The 19,482-nt window shown below is 62.3% G+C and carries 22 protein-coding genes; 12 read left to right on the plus strand and 10 right to left on the minus strand.

Annotated elements, in window-relative coordinates:
- The first annotated feature begins 1 nt into the window (after position 1).
- From sufD to N5P29_RS10770, 4 genes are read left to right on the plus strand one after another with little or no spacing between them, the layout of a single operon-like run.
- The gene (gene sufD / locus N5P29_RS10755) at positions 2 to 1,306 is read left to right on the plus strand and encodes a Fe-S cluster assembly protein SufD (protein WP_262274976.1); all 1,305 of its coding nucleotides are present in this window, start codon (positions 2 to 4) and stop codon (positions 1,304 to 1,306) included.
- A 37-nt stretch (positions 1,307 to 1,343) separates the two neighbouring features.
- On the plus strand, positions 1,344 to 1,700 hold the full coding sequence (locus tag N5P29_RS10760) for a non-heme iron oxygenase ferredoxin subunit (RefSeq protein ID WP_144658784.1): 357 nt from the start codon (positions 1,344 to 1,346) through the stop codon (positions 1,698 to 1,700).
- A gap of 43 nt (positions 1,701 to 1,743) precedes the next feature.
- Positions 1,744 to 2,529, plus strand: a complete 786-nt coding sequence (gene sufC, locus N5P29_RS10765; protein WP_262274977.1) for a Fe-S cluster assembly ATPase SufC — start codon at positions 1,744 to 1,746, stop codon at positions 2,527 to 2,529.
- 13 nt (positions 2,530 to 2,542) lie between these two features.
- On the plus strand, positions 2,543 to 2,875 hold the full coding sequence (locus N5P29_RS10770; RefSeq protein WP_144658786.1) for a metal-sulfur cluster assembly factor: 333 nt from the start codon (positions 2,543 to 2,545) through the stop codon (positions 2,873 to 2,875).
- Positions 2,876 to 2,963: 88 nt separating this feature from the next.
- Here the strand turns inward: N5P29_RS10770 and N5P29_RS10775 are convergent, their stop codons facing one another.
- The gene (locus tag N5P29_RS10775; RefSeq protein WP_262274978.1) at positions 2,964 to 3,869 is read right to left on the minus strand and encodes a KPN_02809 family neutral zinc metallopeptidase; all 906 of its coding nucleotides are present in this window, start codon (positions 3,867 to 3,869) and stop codon (positions 2,964 to 2,966) included.
- 61 nt (positions 3,870 to 3,930) lie between these two features.
- On the opposite strand from N5P29_RS10775, the gene N5P29_RS10780 reads away from it, so the two are divergent.
- Both N5P29_RS10780 and N5P29_RS10785 read left to right on the plus strand, forming a co-directional pair.
- Positions 3,931 to 5,322: a class I adenylate-forming enzyme family protein gene (locus N5P29_RS10780; RefSeq protein WP_262274979.1), complete on the plus strand. Its 1,392-nt coding sequence runs from the start codon at positions 3,931 to 3,933 to the stop codon at positions 5,320 to 5,322.
- Positions 5,315 to 6,508, plus strand: a complete 1,194-nt coding sequence (locus N5P29_RS10785; protein WP_262274980.1) for a thiolase family protein — start codon at positions 5,315 to 5,317, stop codon at positions 6,506 to 6,508. The genes N5P29_RS10780 and N5P29_RS10785 overlap by 8 nt, the downstream gene beginning before the upstream one ends.
- Before the next feature lie 20 nt (positions 6,509 to 6,528).
- Here the strand turns inward: N5P29_RS10785 and N5P29_RS10790 are convergent, their stop codons facing one another.
- The 3 genes from N5P29_RS10790 to N5P29_RS10800 are packed head-to-tail and all read right to left on the minus strand — an operon-like array spanning position 6,529 to position 8,529.
- Positions 6,529 to 7,158 (minus strand): energy-coupling factor transporter transmembrane component T family protein, encoded by a 630-nt coding sequence (locus N5P29_RS10790; protein ID WP_262274981.1) that lies wholly within the window; start codon positions 7,156 to 7,158, stop codon positions 6,529 to 6,531.
- A complete protein-coding gene (locus N5P29_RS10795) occupies positions 7,155 to 7,892 on the minus strand; it encodes an energy-coupling factor ABC transporter ATP-binding protein (RefSeq protein ID WP_262274982.1) in 738 nt (245 codons plus the stop codon). The genes N5P29_RS10790 and N5P29_RS10795 overlap by 4 nt, the downstream gene beginning before the upstream one ends.
- 4 nt (positions 7,893 to 7,896) lie before the next feature.
- Positions 7,897 to 8,529 (minus strand): biotin transporter BioY, encoded by a 633-nt coding sequence (locus tag N5P29_RS10800; RefSeq protein WP_262274983.1) that lies wholly within the window; start codon positions 8,527 to 8,529, stop codon positions 7,897 to 7,899.
- Positions 8,530 to 8,805: 276 nt separating this feature from the next.
- Here N5P29_RS10800 and N5P29_RS10805 point away from each other — a divergent pair, with 276 nt between their 5' ends.
- Entirely contained in the window at positions 8,806 to 10,404 is a 1,599-nt protein-coding gene (locus N5P29_RS10805) for an ABC-F family ATP-binding cassette domain-containing protein (RefSeq protein WP_262274984.1), read from the plus strand.
- 14 nt (positions 10,405 to 10,418) lie between these two features.
- Here N5P29_RS10805 and N5P29_RS10810 read toward each other — a convergent pair whose 3' ends face one another.
- Genes N5P29_RS10810 through N5P29_RS10825 form a run of 4 tightly spaced genes read right to left on the minus strand, consistent with a single transcriptional unit; the run spans position 10,419 to position 12,527 of the window.
- On the minus strand, positions 10,419 to 10,904 hold the full coding sequence (locus N5P29_RS10810; protein WP_262274985.1) for a YbaK/EbsC family protein: 486 nt from the start codon (positions 10,902 to 10,904) through the stop codon (positions 10,419 to 10,421).
- Positions 10,888 to 11,754 carry an SURF1 family cytochrome oxidase biogenesis protein gene (locus N5P29_RS10815; protein ID WP_262274986.1) on the minus strand — a complete coding sequence of 289 codons (867 nt, stop codon included), beginning with the start codon at positions 11,752 to 11,754 and terminating at the stop codon, positions 10,888 to 10,890. The genes N5P29_RS10810 and N5P29_RS10815 overlap by 17 nt, the downstream gene beginning before the upstream one ends.
- Positions 11,755 to 12,027, minus strand: a complete 273-nt coding sequence (locus tag N5P29_RS10820) for a hypothetical protein (RefSeq protein WP_262274987.1) — start codon at positions 12,025 to 12,027, stop codon at positions 11,755 to 11,757.
- Positions 12,024 to 12,527 (minus strand): DUF3099 domain-containing protein, encoded by a 504-nt coding sequence (locus N5P29_RS10825; protein ID WP_262274988.1) that lies wholly within the window; start codon positions 12,525 to 12,527, stop codon positions 12,024 to 12,026. The genes N5P29_RS10820 and N5P29_RS10825 overlap by 4 nt, the downstream gene beginning before the upstream one ends.
- A gap of 153 nt (positions 12,528 to 12,680) precedes the next feature.
- On the opposite strand from N5P29_RS10825, the gene fabG reads away from it, so the two are divergent.
- From fabG to N5P29_RS10840, 3 genes are all read left to right on the plus strand, one after another.
- Entirely contained in the window at positions 12,681 to 13,406 is a 726-nt protein-coding gene (fabG, locus tag N5P29_RS10830; RefSeq protein ID WP_262274989.1) for a 3-oxoacyl-ACP reductase FabG, read from the plus strand.
- A 116-nt stretch (positions 13,407 to 13,522) separates the two neighbouring features.
- Positions 13,523 to 14,275, plus strand: coding sequence for an SDR family oxidoreductase (locus N5P29_RS10835; RefSeq protein ID WP_262274990.1), 753 nt, complete (start codon positions 13,523 to 13,525; stop codon positions 14,273 to 14,275).
- 266 nt (positions 14,276 to 14,541) lie between these two features.
- A complete protein-coding gene (locus N5P29_RS10840) occupies positions 14,542 to 16,038 on the plus strand; it encodes an ATP-binding cassette domain-containing protein (protein WP_262274991.1) in 1,497 nt (498 codons plus the stop codon).
- Positions 16,039 to 16,106: 68 nt separating this feature from the next.
- Here N5P29_RS10840 and N5P29_RS10845 read toward each other — a convergent pair whose 3' ends face one another.
- Positions 16,107 to 16,475, minus strand: coding sequence for a hypothetical protein (locus tag N5P29_RS10845; protein ID WP_262274992.1), 369 nt, complete (start codon positions 16,473 to 16,475; stop codon positions 16,107 to 16,109).
- A gap of 409 nt (positions 16,476 to 16,884) precedes the next feature.
- A complete protein-coding gene (gene serB, locus N5P29_RS10850) occupies positions 16,885 to 17,778 on the minus strand; it encodes a phosphoserine phosphatase SerB (RefSeq protein WP_262274993.1) in 894 nt (297 codons plus the stop codon).
- 111 nt (positions 17,779 to 17,889) lie between these two features.
- Between serB and N5P29_RS10855 the strand changes: the two genes are divergently transcribed.
- Together N5P29_RS10855 and N5P29_RS10860 are read left to right on the plus strand one after the other, a co-directional pair.
- Complete coding sequence (locus N5P29_RS10855) at positions 17,890 to 18,675, plus strand: ABC transporter ATP-binding protein (RefSeq protein ID WP_262274994.1); 786 nt, start codon at positions 17,890 to 17,892, stop codon at positions 18,673 to 18,675.
- A gap of 17 nt (positions 18,676 to 18,692) precedes the next feature.
- Positions 18,693 to 19,478 carry a sulfite exporter TauE/SafE family protein gene (locus N5P29_RS10860; RefSeq protein ID WP_262274995.1) on the plus strand — a complete coding sequence of 262 codons (786 nt, stop codon included), beginning with the start codon at positions 18,693 to 18,695 and terminating at the stop codon, positions 19,476 to 19,478.
- Positions 19,479 to 19,482 lie beyond the last annotated feature (4 nt).

Below are 19,482 nucleotides of genomic sequence, written 5' to 3' on the forward strand. Positions count from 1 at the left end.
AATGACTGATATCACTACTGAAAAGGCACGCATCGGCGCGCCCTCAGCACAGCCCTTTATCGACGGCTTCACCGAAGAAGGCGAGAACCTCTCTCCCATCAACGCGGACAGCCCGACGGCGGCCCAGCCCTCCAGCGGTCCTCTCGCCGGTGCTTCGGCGAAGGGTCACTCGCACGGTGGCGGCGTTGGCGTCCCGGACAGCTCCCGCGCCGGCCGCCTCACCTCATACAACGTTGAGGACTTCAAGGCACTGACCGGCTTGGAAGAGGACTGGCGGTTCACCCCGCTGCGCCGCCTTCGCGGGCTGCACAGCGAAGCCCTGACCGGCGCTGCTCCTGCCGTGTCCGTCAATGCTCCCGAGGGCGTGACGGTGGAGACCGTCGGCCGCGATGACCAGCGCATCGGCCAGGCAGGTATTCCCGAGGACCGCGTCTCCGCGAACGCCTGGGCGAACTTCAAGGAAGCCACCGTCATCACGGTTCCCTCGGAGACGTCCCTTGAGTCGGAGATCACCGTAACCCTCTCGGGCGCCGGTACGGATGCCGCTGCCCAGCACGTTGTGGTTGTGGCTGAGAAGTTCTCCAAGGCCGTCCTGGTCCTGGGCCATGAAGGTTCTGCGGTTGTTTCCGAGAATGTGGAGATCGTCCTTGAGGACGGCGCCGAGCTGACGGTTGTCTCGCTGCAGGAGTGGAACGACGATTCCGTCCACGCTTCATCCCAGCAGGCGAAGATCGGCCGTGACGCCAAGTTCAAGCACATTGTGGTCAGCCTCGGTGGCGACCTCGTCCGCGTCACGCCGACGGCCCGCTTTGCAGCTCCCGGCGGCGAAGTGGAGCTCTTCGGCCTGTACTTCGCCGACGCCGGCCAGCACCTTGAGCACCGCACCTACGTTGACCACGCGCAGCCCAACTGCGTCTCCAACGTGCTCTACAAGGGCGCACTCCAGGGCAAAGGCGCGCACACCGTGTGGGTTGGTGACGTCCTCATCCAGAAGAACGCCGAAGGCACCGACAGCTACGAGAAGAACCAGAACCTGGTGCTGACCGATGGCTGCCGCGCGGACTCCGTTCCCAACCTGGAAATCGAAACGGGCCTTATCGAGGGAGCTGGCCACGCCAGCGCCACGGGCCGCTTCGACGACGAGCACTTGTTCTACCTGATGGCCCGCGGCATCCCGGAAGATGTCGCCCGTCGCTTGGTAGTCCGCGGCTTCCTCAACGAGATCATCCAGAAGATCAAGGTACCGGCCATCGAAGAACGACTGACCGACGCCGTTGAGCGCGAGCTCGCCGAAACCGACAACTAACGTCCACCAACAACCAGAACAGGCCAACAGGACAAGCATGAGTGATCACATCAAGGGCGAATTGGTGTGCAACGCCAATGACATCAAGGTCAAGCAGGCGTTGCGCGTCCTGATCGATGACTACCCGGTAGCCATCGTCAAGGACTCGATGGGCGAAATCCACGCCGTCGGAGACACCTGCTCGCACGCTGACATCTCCTTGTCCGAGGGAGAGGTCGAGGGCTGCGCAATCGAATGTTGGGGGCATGGTTCCCAATTCGATCTGCGCAGTGGCCAGCCCCTCCAGTTGCCTGCCTACGACCCCGTCCCCGTTTTCGCCGTCACCATCGACGGCGAAGACGTGTACGTGGACGTGACCAACGTTGTGAACGGCGCTCCCGTCAACAATTACTGAGCGCCAAGTACCGCCAGACTTACGAACGGAAAGAAAGAAGAGCATGTCTACTCTTGAGATCAAGGACCTGCACGTCAGCATCGAGACGGAGCAGGGCACCAAGGAGATCCTGAAGGGCGTCAGCCTGACCATCAGGACCGGCGAGACCCACGCGATCATGGGCCCCAACGGCTCCGGCAAGTCCACCCTTGCTTCCACCATCGCCGGCCACCCGCGCTACACGGTCACCAGCGGCAGCATCACCCTGGACGGTGAAGATGTCCTGGAGATGAGCGTCGACGAGCGTGCACGCGCCGGCGTCTTCCTGGCCATGCAGTACCCGGTAGAGGTTCCGGGCGTAACCATGACCAACTTCCTGCGGACCGCCAAGACCGCGATCGACGGCGAGGCACCTGCCCTGCGTACGTGGACCAAGGACGTCAAGGCAGCCATGCAGCAGCTGCGCATCGATGCCGACTTCGCCCAGCGCAACGTCAACGAAGGCTTCTCCGGTGGCGAGAAGAAGCGCGTCGAGATCCTCCAGCTCGAACTCTTCAAGCCCAAGTTTGCTGTCCTTGACGAGACCGACTCCGGCCTCGACGTCGACGCCCTCAAGATTGTCTCCGAAGGCGTCAACCGCGCGCACGCCGAAGGCGACATGGGTACCCTGCTCATCACCCACTACACCCGCATCCTCCGCTACATCAAGCCGGACTTCGTTCACGTCTTCGTCGACGGCAAGGTTGTTGAAGAGGGCGGACCGGAGCTTGCAGACCGCCTCGAAGAAGAAGGCTACGACCGTTACGCCGCAGGTGCCGGCGTCGCTGTTGCTCCTGCCGCACAGGCCTAGTTAGGATCACCTTATGACCGAAATCAACGCTGCGCGCACCAGCCTCGAGGACGTCGAGGAAGCGCTCAAGGACGTCATCGACCCCGAGCTTGGGGTGAACGTCGTTGACTTGGGCCTTTTGTACGGCCTTAAGTACTCCGACGACGACGGCGCCCTCCTGATCGACATGACCCTCACCACGGCGGCCTGCCCGCTGACGGACGTGTTGGAAGAACAGGTCGGAAAGTCCCTGGACGGCATCGTCGATGACTGGCGCCTGAACTGGGTATGGATGCCGCCATGGGGTCCGGAACGGATCACCGACGACGGCAAGGACCAGATGCGGGCCCTCGGCTTCAACATCTGATCAGGAATTTCGTCCGCTCATGCGGACAACACGAAGGGTTCCGGGCATTGCGCCCGGAACCCTTCCTTGTTTATGGAGACAGTAGTCCTTATGGGGTGGCGACTCCGAAGGTGTCGCACTTGTTGATATCGCCGGTGCTGTAGCCCTGCGAGAACCATTTCTGACGCTGCGCGCTGGAACCATGGGTCCACGACTCAGGTGAAACCCTCCCGGTGGCGGCCTTCTGGATCCTGTCATCGCCCACCGCGGAAGCAGCAGACAACGCGTCCTGCAGATCCTGCTGTGTGATGGGATCCAGGAAGGGCTTGCCGGTTGAGGGGTCAGCCTGCGTCGAGGCGTAACGCACCCAAAGGCCGGCATAGCAATCTGCCTGCAGCTCCACCCGGACTCCACCGGACTGGGGACCCTGTGGATCCTGCTGTGCGCGGTCGAGGTTGCCAAGGATGTTCTGGATGTGGTGGCCGAATTCATGCGCCACGACGTACTCCTGGGCCAGCGGGCCGCCGGAGGATCCGAAACGGGTCACCAGTTCGTCAAAGAACCCGGGATCGAAGTATGCCTTGACGTCGGCCGGGCAGTAGAAGGGCCCGACAGCGGTTGTGGCCTGGCCGCATCCGGTGCTGGTCACCTGGTCGAAGATGACGGTTCCGGGCTTGGAGTATTTAACGTTGTACTGGGCGAGGTAATCGGGCCAGAAGGCGTTCAGGCTGTTGACCGTGCCTGTGATCCGGCAGTCGAGGCGTTTGTCGGCGTCCGCACCGGTCTTGCATTCCTGGACCCCGCCTGTGCCGCTGCCGTTTTCGATGGCAGGAGGCGCTGCTCCGCCGCCGCCAAGGTCCCCCAGGATGTTTGGGTTGATACCGAAGAGGGCCAGCAGGAGCACCACGATGCCTCCTCCGATGCCACCTCCGATCTTGGTTCCCCTGCCCATACCACTGCCACGTCGGTCCTCTACTTGGGACGGGTCAAGCTGCGCGCCATCATTGAAACTCATACAGCCAGAATAGACGTCACTTTTGCTGCCGGGCGCCGGACACTGCCGTAAAATTGGCTGGATGCCTTTCCTGGACAAACTTCACCTCTGGGCTGATGAGCGCCCGCACGACACCGCCGTCGTCGTGGGCAGCAGCCGGATCACCTGGGCCGGACTCCGTGAGGCAGCGATGCAGCTGCTGGGTGGCACCGGATCCACCACAGTCCTTGCCGAGCCCAATTCTGTTCGCTTCGTTGAGCGTTATGCAGCCGCGGTCGCGGGGGAGCGGCGCTGCGCTGTTCTTGACCCCCTCTGGCCTGCTCCGATGATTGAGGAAGTTGCCGCCCGGATCGTGGACTCAGGGCCTGCCTCCGAGGAAGACCTTGTGGACGGAGATCCCTCGAGCACCTTCCTGGTAGGCCTGACGTCGGGCACCACCTCGGTGCCAAAGGCCTTCACCCGTTCCCGGCGCTCCTGGCAGGTCTCCTTCGAGGCCTCAATGGAGTTCTTCGGGCTTTCCCGGGATGACCACACCTTGGCGCCGGGGCCTCTCTCGGCAAGTCTCAATCTCTATGCTTTGTCCGAGTGCCTCTACGCAGGCGCCGCCTTCCACACTCTCGAATCATTCGACGTCGGGGATGCCCATGCGGCCATCAGCCATGACGGCATCACCCGCTTGGTGCTGGCACCGACCATGCTGCGCTTGCTGAGCGAACGTGGCCTGGCCGGAGACGTGGACGCCTCAGGTGTCCGCAGCATCATTTGTGCAGGTTCCAAATTGGACGCCCGTACCCTGGAGGCCGCCCGGCGTTGGACGCCGAACGCCGCAATCTATGAATACTACGGCGCCTCGGAGCTCAGTTTCGTCTCCGGGACCCGCTTGTCCGCAGGCGAACCGCTGGATGCGGGGGGTACCGGTATTGGGAGCCCGTTTCCCGGCGTGGAGCTGCGCATCCTGGATGACACCGGCAGCTCCTTGCCTGACGGCGAGCACGGGAACATCAGCGTGCGCAGCGGCATGGTCAGCAACGGCTACTTGTGGGGCGATGACGGGCAGGCTTTGCGATGCCTTGATGGTTGGTACACCGTAGGGGACCAGGGCTACCTTCGTGAGGGAATTCTCCACATCCTGGGGCGGCGTTCGGACATGATCGTCACTTCCGGGAAAAACGTATATCCCCATGAAGTGGAACTGGCTCTGGCCTCTGTTCCGGGCATCGAGGTTGCGGTCGCCGCGGGAGCACCTGACGACATCCGCGGCCAGAAAGTGATTGCCGGCGTCGTTCCTGCCTATGGTGCCGTGACACCCATGCAGCTCCGCACGGGACTTGACGGCCTGTTGGCGCGGGACAAGTGGCCGCTGCAGTATTACCTGCTGTCCGAGCTGCCGATGACCGACCGCGGCAAGGTCAGCCGGAAGGTGCTCCTGGATTGGATCAAGAACCACGACCCCCGGGCCCAGCTCCTTGGCTGACGCAGCGCCCGTAACCGACCCGTCCCGCCGTCCCGTTATCATCGCTGCGCTCCGGACGCCGATTTGCCGGGCCAACGGACAACTCAAACAACACACCGCACCTGAACTGCTGGCGCCGGTGCTGCGGGCGCTGCTGGAAGCGACGGGATTGGACCCCGCGGCCATTGACGATGTCATCATCGGCAACGCAGTGGGTGGAGGCGGGAACCTCGCCAGGTACGCCGCGCTCGAAGCCGGTTTGCCCGTCACCGTACCAGGGCTCACCGTTGACCGGCAGTGCGGCTCTGGTCTGGACGCCATCGCCTTGGCGTCCAGGTTGGCAGCTGCCGGCGGTGATCCGGTGTTCCTGGCAGGCGGCGTCGAAAGCATCAGTACCGCCCCCGCAAGGGCCAACAGAAACGACGACGGCGGCCTGGACTTCTATTCACGGGCCACCTTCGTGCCGCAGGAGTTCGGCGACCCGGACATGGGTGTCGCCGCGGAAAAGGTCGCCACGGCCTTTGGCGTATCCCGCGGGCAGCAGGATGAATACGCTCTTCGAAGCCATCGCCGCGCCGTGGAGGCCGCGGCAACGGGCAAGTTCTCCGGCGAGATCGTCCCGCTGGCCGGCAGGGGCGCGTCCGTAACAGCCGACGACGGCCCAAAGGCTTCGCTGCGGCCCGCCCTCATGGAACGGTTCCCTGCAGCGTTCGTCCCCGGCGGAACCGTCACGGCTGCAAACTCCTGCTTCGACGCGGACGCGGCCTCCGCCGTCGTCGTGACGTCGCTGGCCCGGGCCCGCACCCTGGGTGCGGTGGACGCATTTGAAGTGCTCGGCAGTGAAACCGCCGGTGTTGATCCGAACCTGCTGGGAATCGGTGCCGGCTACGCAGCCGAGCGCTTGCTCGCCCGCCAAGGAGTGTCAGCCGACGAACTGGACCTTGTTGAGTTCAATGAGGCGTTCGCCTCGCAGACCATCGCGTGCCTGGAGCACATAGGCGTTGATCCCGCGACGGCGAACCTTGAGGGGGGTGCGCTGGCCCTGGGACATGGTTACGGTGCGTCCGGTGCCGTACTGGTGACGCGTTTGTTGTCGCAGGCCCGCGCACTTCACCAGGAGACAGGAACAGCTGTCCTCGCGTTGGCGATGATCAGTATCGCCGGTGGCATGGGCACCGCCAGCCTGCTGCGGTACACCCGTTTATAGTTCCACCCGGGAGTACTCGGTCACGGCCTCTCGTCTGCCTCTCCGAGTCCACGGGCGGCCAAAGCGTCGCCGGTCTGGCGGGCGTACGCCACTGTGGTGATGAAGACGGGCAGGACCAAAGCCCGCGGGTTCCGCTCAAGGCCGCGGGCACGGGCTGAGTCCCGCACGTCTGCGAAGGCTCCGGCAATGAAGGGAATGCTCCTGAGCATCACGGCGATGGTCAGGGCGAACCGCTCAGGGTCGGCGCCGAATCTCCGGAAGGGTTTGGATAGGGATACCACTCCGTCCAGCAATTCCTGAACAGCAGTGGTGGCGGTCAGTACCGATGCAGCCACCACGCAGACCAGGATGTTGAGCACGATGCGCGCGGCTGTGGGACCGCCCAGCTGCCACCACTGGAACAGGCCGATGGCCACCAGTATCGGCGCCACCGTCCAGAGGGTACGCAGCAACCGCTTGATTCCCGCTCCGCTGAGGAGGAACAACAAGGACATGAGCCCAAAGGCGGCCAGGGAGACCGCCCAGTCCACAATAAGGAAGGACGCCGTCCCGCAGGCCACCACCACCAGGAACTTCAGCCACAGGGGAGTGCGGTGGAGCAGGGAGTTTCCCGGAACGTGGTTCGTCATCAGGAAGCCGTGGCCCCTCATTGTGGCGTCCCTTCGTACGGCACTCCATCGACGGAAGCCGCGCACAAAGCACGGTAACGGTCGACGCCTTCGGCCGCTCCGCCGTCGAACACTATGCGGCCGTCTTCCACCACCAGTACCCGGTCCATGTCCAGGGCCAGGTCGAGGTCATGCGTGGACATGATGACCTGCTGTTCAAGTCCGGCCAGGGTCCGGCGCAAGAGCCCGCGGTTGCGCAGATCCAGCAGGGTTGAAGGCTCGTCGAGGACCAGAACCCCAGGATTCACGGCCAGTACCGCAGCGAGGGCCAACAACTGCCGCTCTCCGCCCGAGAGCTCGTAGATGCTCTGGTCTGCCACCCGGAGAAGGCCAAAGCGGTCCAGGACCTCTTCAGCACGCGTGGCCCGTTCCTTGGAGTTCTTGATGGAGCGGCGCAGGGACAGCTCAACGTCTTCCCGGCCAGTGGGCATCACCAGTTGGGACAAAGGATCGGTGAAGACGAAACCAACGTTCCCCCGGACCCGCCGGACATCTGTTCGCGTGTTGTGACCATGCACCACGACGCTTCCATCAGAGGGCTCCACCAGGCCGTTCAGGAGTCGCAGAAAGGTGGACTTGCCCGAGCCGTTGGCACCGATGACGCCAATCCGGCGCTCGGTGAGCTCCAGGGAAACGTCCTGCAGCAGGGTTTTTGGAAGGTCACTGGAGTCGACGGCAACCCGCACCGCGACTCCGCTGAAACTGATGGTGCCCATGTCCCTACTTGACCCGACGTACCAGGACGTCGGGGAAAGCCTTGTGGATGGCCACAGCGATCACCACAGCCAGGACGTTCTTGAGCGTATCCCCTGGAAGGAACGGCAGATCGGCCAGGAGCGCCTTGCCGAAGTCCAACTTGGCGTTGACCATCATGCCCAGGATGCCCAGGCCGTGGACGATCACGATGCTGCTGGCCATGGCTGCGGCAAAGAGCCACAGTCCGCGGAACTTGACGGTTCTGCGGATTACGACGCCGGCAAGGTAACCGGTTGCCGCTGCCGCCAGCGGGAAGGCGATGATGTACCCCGCAGACGGGCTGGCAAGGATCCCCAATCCACTGCGGCCGCCGCTGAAGATGGGCAAGCCTGCCAGGCCCAGGAGGACATAAAGCCCGACGGCGGCAAAACCGCGACCGGCGCCAAGAACCAGTCCGCTCAGCATGACCGTCAGGGTCGCCAACGTGATTGGCACGCCAAGTGCCCCTACCGGAATGCCTGGAACAATCGACGACACCGCCACGAGGGCGGCAAAAACGGCGATAAGGCCGAGATCGGTTGCGTTCCAGCGTTTGCGTGAGGCGGCGGGCCGCTGAACAGTGGCGTCGGCAGCTGTGGCGGAGTCGGTCTTGCTCATGACAGGTCCTAACGGATCAAAGTGGTGTGATGACATGTGGATGTTTCCCCTGGCTTCGAGAATACGGACGCTGGGCGCAGGGGATTTTGGAGCCTCCCTACAAGGGTGTTCGGTGGTTCTTTGGATGTTGGCACAAGTTCCGCTGCCGGAGGACGATGTCGGCCCGCGTCCAGGGTGCCGGTAGACTTGGACAGGCTGTTCTCACAGCCATACCCCGCCGCAGTCATTGGGCCCACCGGCCCCGCAGGCGTTCCCCATTGAAAGGCATCACCCGAATTGATTACCGTCCAGGAACTCGAACTCCGCGCCGGCGCACGCCTGCTCATGGACCAGGTCAACTTCAGGGTGGACAAGGGCGACAAGATCGGGCTTGTCGGACGCAACGGTGCCGGCAAGACAACCCTCACTCGCGTCCTGGCAGGAGAGGGCCTGCCTGCCGGCGGGAAAGTGACCCGCAGCGGTGAAATCGGCTACTTGCCCCAGGATCCCAGGACCCCTGACATGGAGCAGCTCGCACGGGACCGGATCCTCTCGGCACGAGGCCTGGATGTTGTCGTGGGCAAACTCAAGAAGGCCCAGCAGGAGATGGCCAGCGAGGACGCGAATGTCCAGCGCAAAGCCATGAGCCGGTACGACCGCCTCGAAGCCGAGTTCCTGGCCGGTGGCGGATACGCCGCCGAAGCCGAAGCTGCCGCGATCTCCTCCAACCTTGCGCTCCCTGAGCGCATCCTCAACCAGCCGTTGAAGACCCTCTCCGGTGGTCAGCGCCGCCGTGTAGAGCTTGCCCGCATCCTCTATTCGTCCGCTGAGACACTGCTTCTCGATGAACCCACCAACCACTTGGACGCGGATTCCATCACCTGGCTTCGCGACTTCCTGAAGGACCACCAAGGCGGCCTCATCGTCATCAGCCACGACGTGGAATTGCTGGAGGCCACCGTCAATAAGGTCTACCACCTCGATGCCAACCGGGCACAGATCGATTACTACAACATGGGCTGGAAGCGTTACCTCCAGCAGCGTGAAACCGACGAGCGCGCCCGCAAGCGCGAGCGTGCCAACGCAGAGAAGAAGGCCCAGGTCCTGATCGACCAGGCCAACAAGATGCGCGCCAAGGCCACCAAGGCCGTTGCGGCCCAAAACATGGCCAAGCGCGCTGAACGGCTGCTCGGCGGACTCGAGGCGGTTCGCGAAAACGATCGCGTCGCAGCCCTGCGCTTCCCGGATCCTTCACCGTGCGGCAAGACGCCGCTCACCGCGGAGGGCCTGAGCAAGTCCTACGGTTCCCTGGAAATCTTCACGGATGTGGACCTGGCCATCGACCGTGGTTCCAAGGTGGTTATCCTCGGACTAAACGGTGCCGGCAAGACCACCCTGCTGCGCATGCTGGCCGGCGTCGACAAACCCGATACCGGAGACATCATCCCGGGTCATGGTCTCAAGGTGGGCTACTACGCCCAGGAGCACGAAACCCTTGACCACGAGCGCACCGTACTGGAAAACATGCGGTCCTCGGCGCCGGACATGAAGGATGCCGAAGTCCGTGGAATCCTGGGCTCGTTCCTGTTCTCCGGAGACGACGTCGACAAGCCTGCAGGCGTTCTGTCCGGTGGCGAGAAGACGCGCCTGGCCCTGGCCACGATCGTGGCATCGAGTGCCAACGTGCTGCTCCTGGACGAGCCCACCAACAACCTTGACCCGGCCAGCCGCGCCGAAATTCTTGGTGCGCTCAAGAACTACACCGGCGCCGTCGTCATGGTCAGCCACGATGAAGGTGCTGTGTCAGCGCTGAACCCGGAGCGCGTTGTGCTGCTTCCGGATGGAGTCGAGGACCACTGGAACGAGGACTACCTGGACCTCATCACGCTGGCCTAGCCGCAGCACCGGGGCTATCGGACGCGGAGTTCTTCCGCGCCGGTAATCCGGGCCAATTCCCGGTAGGTGATCGAGAACATCGAGTGGTGGTCTCCTGCGCCTGCCCACAGCAACGGGTGTTCCTGAAGCGAGTCGTCCAGAATTGTCCTCAGAGGCCTGGGATGGCCCACAGGTGCAACTCCGCCCACTTCCTGGCCGGTGTGCTGCAGGACAAAGTCCGGCGTGGCTCGGCGGATCTTTGCCGTCCCCAATTGGGTCGCCACTAACGCCGTGTCCACCTTGGCTGCTCCGCTGGCAAGGATGAGCAGCGGACCGCCGGCGACCTCGAAGATCAGGCTGTTGGTAATGGCAGCGACGTCGCATCCCAGGACCGTCGCGGCTGCAGCGGCAGTGGGCACGTGCGTCTCGAAAATCCGGACGGTGTCTTCAACTCCCGCTGTGGTCAACGCCGACTTCACGTTCAGGACGGGAGCAGGAATGTTCTCAATAGCCTTGGGCATCCAGGATGGCGTCTTCCTCTTCTTCGGACGTTGGCCGTTTGCCCCTCCGGGGTGCCGGAGCACGTTTGCGCGGGACGGCGCTGGCAGCCATGATCTGCTCGTCTTCCTCGTCCTCGGCATCGATGGCTGCGTTGCGAGCCTGCTGGCGTGCGGCGTAGCCGAAACCGATAAACATCAGAACCCCGAACGCGAACCACTGCAGGGAGTACGAGAGATGGGTGCCCTCTTCGGTGGCGGGCTTCGGAAAGGGCGTGGGCATGGGCTGCACGGCAGGGTCTTCGCTGGCAAGCTGCCCATAAGCACCGGTGGCGATGGGGTAGGGCAGTTCCGTGGCAAAGCTTGCCAGGTCGATGGACGCGAGCTGGCCCTCCACCGCTCCACGGTCCAGCTTTGGCTCCGCCGGCTTCAAGCGCGCGATAACGGTGACCTCGCCTGCGGGCGGCGCGGGGACGACGTCGGGACGGCCAGGTGTGTTGTTGCCGATCGGCAGCCAACCGCGGTCGATCACCACGGCCTGGCCGGTAGTAAGGCGGAAGGGCACGACGACGTCGTAACCTGGCTGGCCATTTAACGGACGGTTGCGGACTACCCGCTGCCCTTCGGTGTCGTAGGTGCCTCGCAGCTGGACCTGGGTCCACTCCCGTTCAGGATCCAGCGCGTCGAACTGGTCCTTGATTTCGGCGTAGGGGACCGGTGTCGCCGAATAGTTGCTGACAACCCGGTTGATTTCGGCCAGTGTTTCAGCCCGGCGGTCCATCTGCCAGCGGCCCAGGAACACGCAGGCAGTAGCGAAGATCACGGCCAGAACGAAGTACCCCAGCCATTTGCTGGAGAAAAGGAACCGATACATTCAGTGAGCCTCGTTAGCTGTTGAATCATCCGCGAAGGGCACGGTCTCTTTCCAGAGGCCCCGGGTTTGCAGATACTCTTCAAGCCATTCCCTGTGGTCACCGCAGGAAAGCCACACCTTGCGCCGCTCCGGAGTGTGGATGCGCGGGTTGTTCCACAGGAGTTGCCACTGGGCATCCAGGCGGCACCCCTTCCTGGAACACATGGCCGCGCCGGTGGCACGCGCCGACTCCTGGCCGGCCAAACCTGTGCCGCCAAGGTTGAAGATGTTCATGAAGCCGCCCGTTCGTCGCCGGGGTGTCCGGCCTCTCCTGCATGGTTTTCCATCTTTGGTTCCGCCTCACCGCCAACTGGCGTGTCATCAACCAGCTCGCCCTGAAGCACTGTGGGCGCCCCATCATCCGGGTCATCCGCGGGCTCATCCGAACGTTCAATTTCAGGAACCGCAACGTAGTCGAGGAGGGAATCGCTGGGGGCCTCGGCTTTGTCGTTGCCGTTGGCAATGACCACGGCGAACCATGGGAGGAAGACAGCGCCTGCGATGGCAATGATTTTGAACCAGCCGTCCACGACGAAAATCAGGATGATGCACACCATGCGGATGCCCATGGCGACGGCGTACTTGATCATCCGTTCGCGCATGTCCTCGGAGTGGGCAGCAGCGGCGTCGGTGATGCTGTGGACCTCGGGGTCGCCGGAAACAGCGTCCGGTTCCCCGGGCACCCACTGCAGGGGACTGTTCTCTCGTGTCACAACTGAATCATCACGCTCCAAAGGCCTCTTCCAATTCTCTCACCAACACCCTGACGGCCCAAACCGCGCAGAGAGCCGGTTACCCGCGGGTTGCTTCAGGCGGCGGATAAGATCGAAACAGGAAAATCCCTCTTCACAACGGTCTTTGATGACCGCAGAACCTGGAGCGAACGTATGTCTGAAGCAGTATCCACCGGTCGTAGCGTCCTGATTACCGGCGGCAACCGTGGCATTGGCCTGGCCATTGCCGAATCCTTCCTCGCCAACGGTGACAAGGTGGCAGTTACCTACCGGAGTGAAACAGAGCTGCCTGAAGGAATCCTGGGGGTCAAGGCAGACGTTACGGATGAGGCTTCGATTGACGCAGCGTTCAAGATCGTTGAAGAGGCGCACGGCCCGGTCGAAGTCCTCGTGGCAAACGCAGGCATCACCAAGGACACGCTGCTTTTGAGGATGAGCGAGGACGATTTCACCTCGGTGCTGGACACCAACCTGACCGGGGCTTTCCGCGTGATCAAGCGCGCTTCCAAGGGAATGATCAGGCTCCGCAAGGGTCGCGTGGTCCTGATCTCCTCGGTCTCCGGCCTTTATGGTGCACCGGGCCAGATCAACTACTCCGCCTCCAAGGCCGGCATGGTGGGCATCGCACGGTCATTGACGCGCGAGCTCGGGAGCCGTGGCATCACAGCCAACGTGGTGGCTCCCGGCTTCATCAACACGGACATGACAGCCGAACTGCCGGAAGAGACCCAGAAGTCCTACCTCGCCAGCGTTCCCGCGGGGCGCTTCGCAGAGGCGTCAGAAGTAGCCGACGTGGTGCGCTGGGTTGCCAGTGAAGAAGCCGCCTACATCTCCGGTGCCGTCATTCCCGTCGACGGCGGCCTCGGAATGGGCCACTGACCCACTACCCGAAGCAGTACTTATTGTCCGGGGCCTACAACGGATTTCTTCGCAGCCGCTGGCATGATGGAATCCGATCCCTCGGAATTTGGATGGACTGAACAAAAGGAGCACGAATGGGAACGCTGGAAAACAAGACCGCGATCGTCACTGGGTCTTCCCGCGGAATCGGCGCTGAAGTTGCCAAGATCCTCGCTGGCGAGGGTGCCGCCGTCGTCGTCAATTACCGCCAGAAGGCGCCCCGCGCCAACAAGGTTGTAGCTGAAATCCAGGCTGCCGGCGGCCACGCAGCAGCCGTAGGAGCCGACCTCACCACTGACGAGGGCGTACACGCCTTGGCCAGCACGGCCATGGAGCAGTTCGGCTCCCTTGATGTTCTGGTGCTCAATGCCTCCGGTGGCATGGAAACCGGCATGGAGGAGGGCTACGCCCTCAAGCTGAACCGCGATGCGCAGATCAACATGCTCAACGCCGCCGTGCCGTTGATGCCCGAAGGTTCGCGCGTGGTCTTCGTGACCAGCCACCAGGCACACTTCGTGGAGACTGTCCCCACGATGCCTGAGTACGAGCCCGTAGCCAAGAGCAAGCGCGCGGGAGAGGACGCTCTGCGCGCACTGTTGCCCAGCCTGGCGGAAAAGGGCATCTCGCTGGTGGTCGTTTCCGGCGACATGATCGAAGGCACCGTGACGGCGACGCTTCTTGACCGGTCGAACCCGGGCGCCATTGAGGCCCGCCGGGCCGAAGCGGGCAAGCTGTACTCGGTGGAAGAATTCGCCGCCGAGGTCGCCAAAATGGTGACCGCTGACGTTGAGTCGGGCCACACCGAGTATGTCGGCGGCTCGGATTACTTCAGCAAGAGCGCTGAATAGACTCTGATTTATCGACTGCGGCCCGGGACTTTGTCCCGGGCCGCAGTCGATTAAGAACCAGAGAGTGACGATCTGATAAATTTTGATGATTTTCGCGTCATGAATTGCCAATACTTGTTTTATTGTCCTTTTTTGCCTTTATTCAGTTGATCTGATTGACTCGGCACAGCACCCGGAACTTCCATTGCATTGCTTTGTGCCGGCGTGCCTTGCGCGCTGCGGAATTTCGACATCTGTTAGCGCATAGACGTGAACTAGGAGCTTCTTTGGACCTGCTGTTGCATGCTGATGGTATTCACGCTTCCTACGATCAGCGACGCATCCTCAAAGGCGTTGATCTCTCGCTGCATCGCGGCGAAATACTTGGGCTGATCGGTACCAATGGGGCCGGAAAATCCACGTTGATGGACGTCTTGTCCGGGTCCCTGCGTCACGACTCCGGGCTGGTCACTTTGGCTGGAGAGAAATTCGGGCCCGATTCCAGGGATGAAGCCCAAGCATGTGGGGTGGGTATCATTCCGCAGAACTTCCGGCTCGATCCGCAGCTGACGGTTGCCAAGGCCATCTACAGGGGAACGTTTCAGGCCGACAAATCCCAGGATGATCTTCGGGGGCCGGCATTGAAGCTAATTAACGACGTGGCGATCGCCCTGGACCCGGATGCCCTGGTCGGCTCGCTCATCCGCGCGGAGCAAGCACTGGTGGAAGTCTTGAGGATGGTGGCCGAGGAAGCCCAACTGGTCATCATGGACGAGGTGGCAGCGTCCCTTCCCGATCATGACGTCGCCACCTTGCACCAGGTACTGAGGATGCTGGTCAACCAGGGACGGGCGATCATCTACATCACCCACCGCCTCGATGAAGTCCGGTCTATCGCGCACCGGATTGCCGTGCTGCGGGAAGGCAAGGTCCATACCGTCCTCGAAGCCAGCAGGACCAATCCCGAAGAGCTGGCCTTCCTGCTGCTTGAACAGAAGCCTGCAGGCAGCAGCCGCCCTACGGAGCTTGCCGTCAGCGACGAGGCCCTGCGGGTGGCAGACCTCAGTGTTGGGGACTCTGTCCGGAACATCTCATTCAGCGTTGCCAAGGGCGAAATCTTCGGGCTGCTCGGTACTCATCAATCGGGCGTCCACCAGATACTGGAATCCCTCGTCGGTGTCAGGCCGGCTACGTCAGGGCAGCTGTTCCTGCACGGGCAGCCTGTGAGCATCCAAGGGCCGGAGGATGCGCTGCGGCTAAGGATCGGCTACCTTTCCGAGGACGCCGGTGCCGTTGACGAAGAAGCCAGCATTGCCGAGGGCTTGCGCGTGCAGACCGGGGACGAAGACCTGAAAGACGAGATCTCGGGACTCCGGGGCGTTATTGACCTGGTGCGACGCATGCGGATCAACACAACTAATATCCATGGCACACTCACCACTTTGTCCGGGGGAGACCGCCAGAAGGTCTCGCTCGCCAAATGGATGACCTCCGGCTGTGACGTGCTGATCATGTCCCACCCCAGCCGCGGCATCGACATTGGGGCGAAAGACGTCGTCTACCAGATGCTTGACGAGCTGAGGCAGACCGGCGTCGCAATCATTCTGATGTCCTCCGACCTCACGGAACTGGTCAGCTGGTGCCATCGGATCGGAGTAGTCCGCGATGGTGAACTTGTGACCATCGAAGCCAATTCCAACACCAACGAAGACGTTTTGGTCTATCACATGTTGGGAAGCGCGGCCGTCTCGGGGAACAGTGCCGCACGAAGGGTGAAGAGCTGACAGCCCCGGAAGTTCAACACAAAGGGACGGCCACGTTGACAGTGGCCGTCCCTTGTCGTTGCAGGGGATTAGATCGTGATTCCCTTTGCGAGGTTGTTGAGCTTATGGCGGGCCAAGGCAAGGTTCGCGTAGGTGCGGTCAAGCACCAAGTACACGAACAGTCCCTTGGATCCGCTGGAATTCAGGACGTTGATCAAGTGGTATTGACCGTTCAAAGTAATGAGAATGTCTTCTATGTCGCCGTCCAGGCCGAGGTCGGCCATGGTGCGCAGCTTCGCGCTTACAACATTTGAGTTACCCGCTGCGGCCACGCCCAGATCGAATCCAGGGCTGCCGCCCTGGGCGAGGGCCATGCCGCTGGAGTAGTCGACTACCGCGGCCCCCGTAGCGCCTTCAATGGACAACAATTGCTTTATAGCTTCGTCAAGCGTGCTCATGGTGCTTTCTTCCTGTTCAGTAATGTCTTCGAAGGAATAGGCAGAGTGACCGGAGAAGAGTTCGGGGAAGGTGCTGAGACCCTCATCCCTTGAGTACGCGCTGGGCACCGCGGACTTCGTGGTTTCACGGCTTTTCCACCATTTCCACGTTCGCTGCGAATGCTTCACTCTTCGGATTCCGCACTTCCCTTATGCCTGGTCACCGCCTACCTCGCGGTACAACCACAAGAGTATGCGCAGATCAGGATTAAACACCATTACGATTCCGAAATCGCGGAATTGTTGTGGGTAAAGGGTACGGGGCCGATAACAATCAAATAAATTGATTCAGTTTTCGCGTCACGAATTCACAATAAGTGTTTCTCCGAGCGTGGCCGCATGGACTGCATGCTTAGCGCGGGCCCTGGAATCAGACGTTGGCGATATGCCGCACTGCATCAAGGTAAGGCATGTTGATTGCCGCATCGGCCACGGCGCGAACTGCAGGCTTTGCGTTGAACGCTACGCCGATGCCGGCCGCCCCCAGCATGTCGAGGTCGTTCGCGCCATCGCCGACAGCGATGGTGTGCTCCAGGTCGATCCCCTCGGCAGCGGCCCATTGGCGCAGGTACTTCTCCTTGGATGCCCGGTCGATGACAGCACCCAGGACTTTGCCCGTGAGCGCACCGTCCACAATCTCAAGCTCATTGGCAATCCAGTAGTCCAGGCCCAGCTCCCCGGCAATGGGGCCCAGGATTTGGTTGAAGCCGCCGGAAACAACCGCCACAACGTGACCGGCTTTCTTGAACGCGGCCACGAGTTCTGCCGCACCGAGGCTGAGGCGCACTTCCTCACGCACGGAATCGACGACGGCGGCCGGCAAGCCCGCCAGTACGGCGACACGGGCATGCAGGCTCTGGGCGAAGTCGAGCTCGCCCCGCATGGCAGCTTCCGTGACGGCCGCAACCTCTTCGCGCTTGCCGGCGTAGGCAGCAAGGAGCTCGATGACCTCCTGTTGGATAAGCGTTGAATCCACGTCCATGATGAGAAGCTTGCGCCCTGCCTGCCGGAGCCCTGCGGGGACCAGGGCAGTATCGGTGCCGGTCAAAGCCGACCCGGCCACCCGGCGTCGAAGGTCGGACAGCGCGTCCGGTGAATCAAGCCGCACGTCTACATCGGCCGTGTGAACGGCGAAGCGCTCGTCACCGGTCTGTGATTCCGCGGACACTTCCGCGCCGGCGTCTGCCAGCACCTTGCGCACGGCATCGAGCGATTCAGGGGACAAATTCACGCCATAGCTGACCGCAGCCAAGTTCGAAGTCATGGCCTCAATCCTATCGATCGGCCTTCTTGCCCCCGAAACTGTTTCGCCAGTTAAACCAGCGGAAAGTGCCGGTTATCAGTCATGTTCACTTTTGTCCTAGTGTCTACTGCTATGAGTGATGTTCTGGATTTGGCTTCCGTCAGCGTTGTCCGAGGCAAAAAGACCCTGCTGGACAAGGTTGACTGGCAAGTCAACGAAGGAGAACGCTGGGTCATCCTGGGCCCCAACGGCGCTGGCAAAACAACCCTTCTCCAGATCGCCGCCGCGCGCCTGCACCCCAGCAGCGGCAAGGCCGGCATCCTCGACGAGACTCTGGGGCGGGTCGACGTCTTTGAACTCCGCCCCCGGATCGGCCTCTCCTCGGCAGCGCTTGCCACGCAGATCCCCGAGCACGAGAACGTCCTGAACGTGGTGGTCACCGCAGCGTACGGCGTCACCGGCCGCTGGAGGGAGGGGTACGAACGCGACGACGAACGCCGCGCCTTTGGCCTCCTGAACGACTGGGGGATGGGCCCCCTCCTCAACCGGACCTTCGCAACCCTTTCAGAGGGGGAGCGCAAGCGCGTTCAGATCGCCCGCGCCCTGATGACCGACCCCGAGCTGCTCCTGCTGGACGAACCCGCCGCAGGCCTGGACCTTGGCGGGCGTGAGGAGTTGGTCCATAAGCTGGGCGAGCTCGCCAGCGACCCCGACGCGCCGGCCATGGTCCTTGTAACCCACCACCTTGAAGAGGTGCCCCCGGGATTCACCCATGCGATGCTGCTGCGCGAAGGAGGGGTCGTTGCTGCCGGACCCATCAAGGAAGTCCTGACCGACGAGCACCTGGGTAACACCTTCGGCCTGGCTCTGGACGTTTCCGAAAATTCCGGGCGCTACACCGCCACGGCGCGCCGCTAGGGCGGTCCCGGTACACAATGGAGATTCTTAGCAGCATCCTGGTCTTTATCGCGGGCTTGTGGGCCGGCACCATCAATGCGGTGGTGGGTTCCGGCACGCTGGTGACCTTCCCCGTGCTGATCGCCTTGGGCGTCGTGCCTGTCGTAGCTTCCATGAGCAACGCCATGGGGCTTGTAGCCGGTACGGCCGCCGGCGCCTGGGGTTATCGCCGTGAATTGGCTGGCCGTGGCAGGCAGCTGCTCAAACTGATGCCGGCATCACTGTTGGGTGGCATTACGGGCGCATGGCTGCTGCTCCACCTGCCGGAAAAGGTCTTTGGCTACGTAGCACCTGTCCTGCTGGTCGCCGCGCTGCTCATGGTGCTTTTCCAGCCCAAGCTCCAGGCATGGATCCGGGCTAGGGAACAGAACCCCGAGCATGCCATCAAGGACAAGAGCCACGGCATCCTCTTGGTGGTCCTGATCTACTTGGCCGGGGTGTACGGCGGATACTTCGTCGCCGCTCAAGGAATCCTCCTCGTGGGAATCCTCGGCGTGTTCCTCTCGGGCACCATGCAAAATGCCAACGCCATGAAGAACATCCTCACCCTGACGGTGAACATGGTGGCGGCTGTGTCCTATCTCATCTTCGCCTTCGACAGAATCAATTGGTGGGTTGTCCTGCTCATTGCCGTCAGCTCCACGATCGGCGGGCTGGTCGGTTCGAAGGTTGGCCGGAAATTGTCGCCCAAGGTGCTCCGCGGCGTCATCTTCACCCTCGGCATTGTGGCGCTTGGCTTCATGATCGCCAACCTCCTGAAATAGTCTC

Origin of the sequence: Paenarthrobacter sp. JL.01a, assembly GCF_025452095.1 — a bacterium.
In the GTDB taxonomy this organism is placed as follows: domain Bacteria; phylum Actinomycetota; class Actinomycetes; order Actinomycetales; family Micrococcaceae; genus Arthrobacter.